At 43.5% G+C, this 6,583-nt stretch carries 6 protein-coding genes; 2 read left to right on the top strand and 4 right to left on the bottom strand.

Annotation, left to right across the window (positions count from 1 at the left end):
* The coding region (locus LPKJCM_RS01390; RefSeq protein WP_165758554.1) for a transposase at positions 1 to 208 on the top strand (208 nt) is incomplete at its 5' end.
* A 103-nt stretch (positions 209 to 311) separates the two neighbouring features.
* Here the strand turns inward: LPKJCM_RS01390 and glmS are convergent.
* From glmS to cdaA, 4 genes are all read right to left on the bottom strand, one after another.
* Positions 312 to 2,129, bottom strand: a complete 1,818-nt coding sequence (gene glmS / locus LPKJCM_RS01385) for a glutamine--fructose-6-phosphate transaminase (isomerizing) (protein ID WP_057962753.1) — start codon at positions 2,127 to 2,129, stop codon at positions 312 to 314.
* A gap of 265 nt (positions 2,130 to 2,394) precedes the next feature.
* On the bottom strand, positions 2,395 to 3,744 hold the full coding sequence (gene glmM / locus LPKJCM_RS01380) for a phosphoglucosamine mutase (RefSeq protein WP_057962752.1): 1,350 nt from the start codon (positions 3,742 to 3,744) through the stop codon (positions 2,395 to 2,397).
* A 32-nt stretch (positions 3,745 to 3,776) separates the two neighbouring features.
* Positions 3,777 to 4,742, bottom strand: coding sequence for a CdaR family protein (locus LPKJCM_RS01375; RefSeq protein WP_057962751.1), 966 nt, complete (start codon positions 4,740 to 4,742; stop codon positions 3,777 to 3,779).
* 1 nt (position 4,743) lies between these two features.
* Entirely contained in the window at positions 4,744 to 5,586 is an 843-nt protein-coding gene (gene cdaA, locus LPKJCM_RS01370; protein ID WP_057962750.1) for a diadenylate cyclase CdaA, read from the bottom strand.
* Between the two features lie 177 nt (positions 5,587 to 5,763).
* Here cdaA and LPKJCM_RS01365 point away from each other — a divergent pair, with 177 nt between their 5' ends.
* A complete protein-coding gene (locus tag LPKJCM_RS01365) occupies positions 5,764 to 6,417 on the top strand; it encodes a DUF1361 domain-containing protein (protein ID WP_174658996.1) in 654 nt (217 codons plus the stop codon).
* Positions 6,418 to 6,583: the final 166 nt, after the last annotated feature.

The following is a 6,583-nucleotide window of genomic DNA, read 5'->3' as shown; positions in this document are numbered from 1 at the left end:
GGCAGTCCTCCAAACCTTGGCAGTTCATCGTGATGAAATTGGCAACACTTTTACTCACCACTACACCAACGGGCCTTTAGAGGGTTCCAATAATAAGATTAAAGTCATTAAACGAACTGGATTTGGTTACCGAAACTTCTTCAGATTCCGGTTCAGAGTACTGTTTGCTTTTCGAGTTCATACAAAAAGAGCTCTAATCACCAAGTGATTAGAACTCCAATATTTTGTTCACCAACAACAGTTGACGAAGAACCAAAAAAAGGACAAGCACTTTCTGCCTGCCCCTCATTCAAAATCTATTCAAAATTGGTTTACTCAACTGTGACACTCTTTGCCAAGTTCCTTGGACGATCAACATCCAATCCCTTGTTTAAACTAGTGAAGTAAGCAATTAATTGTGCTGGAACCACACTTAGCAATGGCGTAATTAATTCATTAACGTCTGGAATGATCAAAGTATCATCTTCCTCAGCTAATCCCTTACGGACAATGGTAAACGTTGCCGCACCACGTGATTCAGTTTCCTGCAAATTGCTGCGGGTTAAGTTTGCCGTCCGCTTTTGAGTAATGATCCCAACGACGGGGGTTCCCTCCTCAATCAACGCGATTGTCCCATGCTTAAGTTCACCGGATGCAAATCCTTCTGCTTGAACATAGGAAATTTCTTTTAGCTTCAAAGCAGACTCCAATGAAACGGTCTGATCAATCCCACGGCCAATGTAGAAGGCCCGATTAGCGGGAACAAAGTACTTTTTGGCAAGGTCATCGATGACGTCCTTTTCATCAATAATCGCTTGCATGCCGGTTGCGACCAATCCCAATTGCTGACGGATATCAAATTCTTCGGCAATGGTTTGTTCCTTAGCTTCACCTAACGCCTTTGCCAAAATTGCCTCAACCCCAATTTGAGCGGTGTAAGCCTTGGTTGACGCCACCGAAATTTCAGGACCAGCATGCAGTAACATCGTGTAAGTGGCTTCCCTGAAAAGAGTGGAATTTTCGACGTTGGTGATGGTTAAACTCTCGTAGTTGTTGGCATTCACATTGACCAAAACTTCACGACTATCTGCTGTTTCACCACTTTGTGACAGGAAAATAAAGAATGGCTTCTTGGACAAAAGTGGATTGTCATATGCAAATTCAGAGGCAATATGGACTTCAGTTGGCACGTGAGCGAGTTTTTCAAATAATTTCTTCCCAACCAGCCCGGCGTGATAACTGGTTCCGGCACCCACAATATACAAACGATCAGCCGCTTTCATGGCGTTGATCAATTCTGAATCGACGTTTGGCTTACCAGATTCTTCAGTGTAAAGCGAGGCCAGTTTACGCATCACGTTTGGCTGCTCGTCAATTTCCTTTAGCATGTAGTAAGGATAGGGTCCCTTATCAGTTTCTTGGGCATCCATATCAACGTGGAAGGTGTCCCGCTCAACTTTGTGTCCTTCGCGGTCTTCAATATCGACGGAATTAGGCTTGATGGTGACCACTTCGCCGTCATGTAATTCAAGGAAATCATGCGTGACGTTCAGCATCGCAAGGGCGTCAGAACAAACAACGTTGCAGCCATCGCCAACCCCGATCAAGAGCGGACTCTTGTTCTTAGCAACGTAGAGGGTTTCAGGATCGGTACTATCAATTAATAAGAAAGCATATGAAGAACCCTCAAGCAAACTCAAAGTCTTTAGAAAGGCTTCCTTGGTGGTCATTCCTTCTTCTTGAACAAATCGATCAACCAATTGGACAACCACTTCGGTATCAGTTTGACTGGTAAAAGTCGTGTTACTCAGATACTTAGCTTTAAGTTCCTTGTAGTTTTCGATCACACCATTGTGAACCAGGTAAAAACGATAATCCTCAGAATATTGTGGATGCGCATTATCAACGCTGACAACCCCATGGGTAGCCCAGCGGGTGTGGCCAATTCCAACGGAACCGTGAACTTCTGGTCCGACGGCGGCTTCAAGTTCGGAAATCCGGCCCTTACGCTTAACAAGGTAGTCATTACCATTTAGATCGTTGACGTAAATGCCAGCGGAATCATAGCCGCGATATTCAAGTTTTTCAAGCCCTTCCAATAAAATTGAAACAGCATTATCATTTCCAGTTACTCCAACTATTCCACACATTTTAGTATTCTCCTCAATTTCCGTAAATTGGTATATACAGAATATTAACACTATATATTTATATAACACGTATAATCTACCTAACTTCAAGCTAAAAGTCAACAAAAGATATCAAATGGTATACCAAATCTTAAAAGTTGATATATCAACTTTGACGGCTTAACAGAAGTCAAAACAAAAAGGCGCTGTCGTAAACTTTTGGTTTACTGACAGCACCCACTAAAAATTAAGTTTAAATAAGTTATCAAATGAAAAAATGAAAAGATTATTCAACTCCCAGCTCGCTTTGAACCACGTCTGCAATTCGTTTGGTATAATCATCAACCAAATCTTGCGTTGGCGCTTCGGTCATCACTCGAAGCAATGGTTCGGTTCCACTCGGTCGAACCAGAACACGGCCATCACCGTGCATTTCTGATTCAACCTGTTGAATAATGGCTTTGACCTTATCATTTTCCAAAACATGCTTTTTGTCAGCCACTTTAACGTTAATCAAGCGTTGTGGGTATTTTTTAATTTCGCCGGCAAGTTCAGACAGCTTCTTACCGGTTGCTTTCATGACCGAGAGTAACTGCAAGCTCGTCAGCATGCCATCTCCAGTCGTATTAAAATCTAAGAAGATGATGTGGCCGGATTGCTCGCCACCCAAGTTATAGCCGTCCTGATTCATTTTTTCGACGACATAACGGTCGCCAACCTGGGTCTTGACGCTGGTCATACCCTCGCGTTCCATTGCCTTATACATTCCCATATTACTCATAACGGTTGTCACAATGGTATTCTTCTTTAAGCGGCCGCGTTCAGCCATGTATTTGCCGCAAATATACATAATGGCATCGCCATCAACTAACTTGCCGTTCTCATCAACGGCGATACAGCGATCGCCGTCACCGTCAAAGGCAATTCCAGCAGAAACCCCTTTGTCCAAGACAAACTTTTGCAGTTGTTCCGGATGGGTTGAACCGACATGATCGTTGATGTTAAGGCCATCGGGATTAGTAGCTAGTGTTTCAAATTCAATCCCCAAATCAGCATACAGCGTGGTGACTAGCTTGCTGGTAGACCCGTTAGCGGCATCGACAGCGACCTTCATTCCAGAAAGATCCTCGGAAATTGTCTGCTCAAGGAAATGAATGTACTTCTGACTGCCTTCTAAGTAATCACCGGCGACTCCCAATCCATCCGCAGCCGGCCGGGGAAGAATGTCTTCTGGTCGTTCCAAGATACCTTCAATCTCTTCTTCCAGTTCATCGGATAATTTATAGCCATCCGCACCGAAAAATTTGATGCCATTGTATTCAACCGGATTGTGAGAAGCCGTAATCATAACACCGGCATCGGCCTCCTGATTTCTAACCAAGTAAGCCACGCCGGGAGTGGTCACAATTCCCAAATTTAAGACTTCAATTCCGACCGATAATAGGCCGGCAATCAACGCCTCTTCAAGCATTTGCCCAGATATTCGGGTATCTCTTGCAACCAATACTTGGGGTTGTTTTCTTTCGGAATGGTGGGTCAAAACATAACCGCCTGCTCGACCGCACTTAAAAGCCAGCTCAGGAGTTAATTCTTTGTTTGCGATGCCGCGAACGCCGTCAGTACCAAAATACTTCATGTAAAAATTCCTCATTTCAGTTTAAATATTTGTTAGTTATTCCGAGTGATTTTGACCGAAATCCGCTCTGGGTCAAAGCCTTTGACATTGTTTAACTTGGGATCTAGTGACACCTGCTTGGTCTTAGACTTAGTCACATCGCTGGTATCAACTTCGATTTTGACGGATGTCAACTTAGCCAATTCTGCTTTGGTTCCAAATACCCTAACTCGCTTGGTGGACGAAGTTAAAGTAAAACTCTCGTTGTCATCAGTGACGCCCTTTGGCTCCAATTTAATTGGCAATTCCTTACTATTGCCTGGTGTGATCGGTAAGGTGACATCTGCGGTAGCGGGTGTAATCACCACGTTAACCGTGTTTTGTTTGGCGTCAAGTGCCTCGATAATCGCCTGACTGGAGATTGATGATTTGGCATTTTGCGGAACGTTTAGCTGAGCGACAACGGACTTGATCCGGTTAATCTGATCGGATGCACCGGTAATCTTGACGTTTTTCACGTCAGCGTTGGCCTCACCCGCCTGGTACCCAGAAGCAATATTGCGTTGCGAATATTTAACGGTCAGTGGATAAGAAACAGTCTCTCGGGGCTGAATATCAACCTTTATTGTAGCCGGTTCGAAGCGATACCTCAAATCATTATTTAAACCATCCTGTTGAATCCTCACCGTATGCGTTCCCACACCCAGTTTGGAGAAGTCCGCATAAGCTTTGAAGTTTTGGGTATTGGCCGTGGTGGTCACGAGAGCAGACGGGCCAGTAAGATGAACTTTGACCTTCTGTGGATAACCGGTCACAAAATATTTATTGCTGTTGACCGTTAAAGAAAGTGGAACCGAGAAAGTCTGGGTTCGATTAGAAGTCAGCGATGTGGAATTGGTATTACCGGACTGACTGCTGGTTGTGTTCGATTGGGTACTGCCGACATACATGAATAACAGGATGGCAAAGAACAGTGACAACAGACGGTACGCCCAGTTTTTTAAGAGCCATTGTCGCATATTACCGTCCCCCTTTGAAATGCTTGTCGATAAAGCCAGACACTGTATTGATCAAGATCTTATGGGTCTGCTCATCTTCATCGGTAAACAATTGATCCTTGAAGTACTTCAAGTAATCATCCCGGGTCATCCCACGAAGTAATTCGTTATTTTGCGTAATTGATACTTCGCCGGTCTCTTCTGAAATAACCACCGTCATGGCATCAGTCAGCTCTGAAATACCCACTGCAGCCCGGTGACGAGTCCCTAATTCCTTAGGGATCAGATTACTTTGAGAAAGCGGTAGGTAGGCCGCAGCGGCCGCAACCCGGTTGTTTTTGATGATAACCGCCCCATCGTGCAGTGGCGTGTTAGGGATAAAAATATTGATTAGCAATTCCCCACTCACATCAGCGTCCAGTGCAATCCCAGTCTCGATGTATTCCTCCAAACCAGTATTCATCTGCAGCGTAATCAACGCACCAATCCGCCGTTTGGACATATACTGAATTGCCCGGTCCAAAGCCGTAATCATCTTTTGGGCAGCTTCGTTTTCTTTTCTCCCCTTAACGAAGATTGATCCGCGGCCCAAATGTTCCAAACCACGACGAATTTCCGGCTGGAAAATAACGATTAGACCAATAACTCCCCAATTAATCACTTGATCCATGATCCAAGACAGGGTGGAAAGGCCGGTGTAAGCACTGATGATTTTAACCGCCAAGATCAAGACAATCCCACGCAAAAGCTGGACTGCCTTGGTATCTCGAACAATCAAAAGTAAATTATAAATTAAAAACCAAACGGCCAAAATATCAATCAGGCTCGTCAAGTTATGTAGCGTAAAAATATCAGACCAGTTCATTGCGCGCTCCCTTAATTAGTTTTCAAAAATATTATATCATTCTAACCTCTCAAACTGAAAATCGATTAAAATTTCTATTGATGTTTAAATAAAACCTTAAAAATGGCTTGATTGGACAAGTATTGATGGCATTTGTCCAAGAAAAATAGTTTAATGATATTGATAGGGGGTTTTAACGTGAACGCAAAAACAAAATGGCTGATCCGGGGACTTTTTTTGGTCTGGATCGCCCTGCTATATTCATATTTGAAACAACCCCCATTTAATTTTTTGGTGCTAAATACATTTTTGGCATTTATTCCAATCGAACTCAGCTTTCACATTGATGTCGGTCAACCAAAAAACGGCTTGCTCTTTTGGGTGCTGATCATTATCTGGCTGTTATTTTATCCCAATACCCCTTACCTGTTAACAGATTTATTCCACTTATCGCTTCTGAATCCGTATGGGGTCAACGGGTTGTTGAGACTGGACGACCTGATGTGGTTCAAGTTTGCCCTGCTGCTAATTTCAACCATTTTTTCAACCTTAATTGGACTTTGGGGATTGGACAAGGTCGCTGAAGCCATCACCGCAAGAATTCATGCCCATCATTTTCTTGCCAAACACGTCGTCATCGTACTCCTCACGGTTCTGGCATCGATTGGCATCTTCATTGGCCGCTTCTTGCGGATTCACACGATTTACCTTTTCCTAACACCAGAACTGTTCATCAGACCATTATTGAACATGTGGAGCCGACCGGCAGTTATATTTATTATCTTATTAACGGCTGTTCAACTCGTATTCTACTACACGCTCAAACTCATTCAAAAGCCACAAACAAAATAAGAGTGGTAAATAAAGCGGTTAGTTTCCAGAATATAAGCCGAGCCCTCCGAATATCCAAAACCTGGATATTCGGAGGGCTCGGCTTATATGGCCGGAAACTGCTTTATTTACCACGTTTCGGTAATTGTCAAATTTAAAAGTATAAGAAAGATTGAAACAAGAAAGA

Origin of the sequence: Lentilactobacillus parakefiri, from assembly GCF_002157585.1 — a bacterium.
In the GTDB taxonomy this organism is placed as follows: Bacteria; Bacillota; Bacilli; order Lactobacillales; family Lactobacillaceae; genus Lentilactobacillus; species Lentilactobacillus parakefiri.
Note: the sequence above shows the minus strand (reverse complement) of the source record. Positions and strands in the feature narration are given on the sequence as shown.

Bases quoted from the DNA above. Each gene is read 5' to 3' on its own strand.
- glmS (WP_057962753.1), bottom strand. From the start codon at position 2,129: ATGTGTGGAATAGTTGGAGTAACTGGAAATGATAATGCTGTTTCAATT.
- glmM (WP_057962752.1), bottom strand. From the start codon at position 3,744: ATGAAGTATTTTGGTACTGACGGCGTTCGCGGCATCGCAAACAAAGAA.
- LPKJCM_RS01375 (WP_057962751.1), bottom strand. From the start codon at position 4,742: ATGCGACAATGGCTCTTAAAAAACTGGGCGTACCGTCTGTTGTCACTG.
- cdaA (WP_057962750.1), bottom strand. From the start codon at position 5,586: ATGAACTGGTCTGATATTTTTACGCTACATAACTTGACGAGCCTGATT.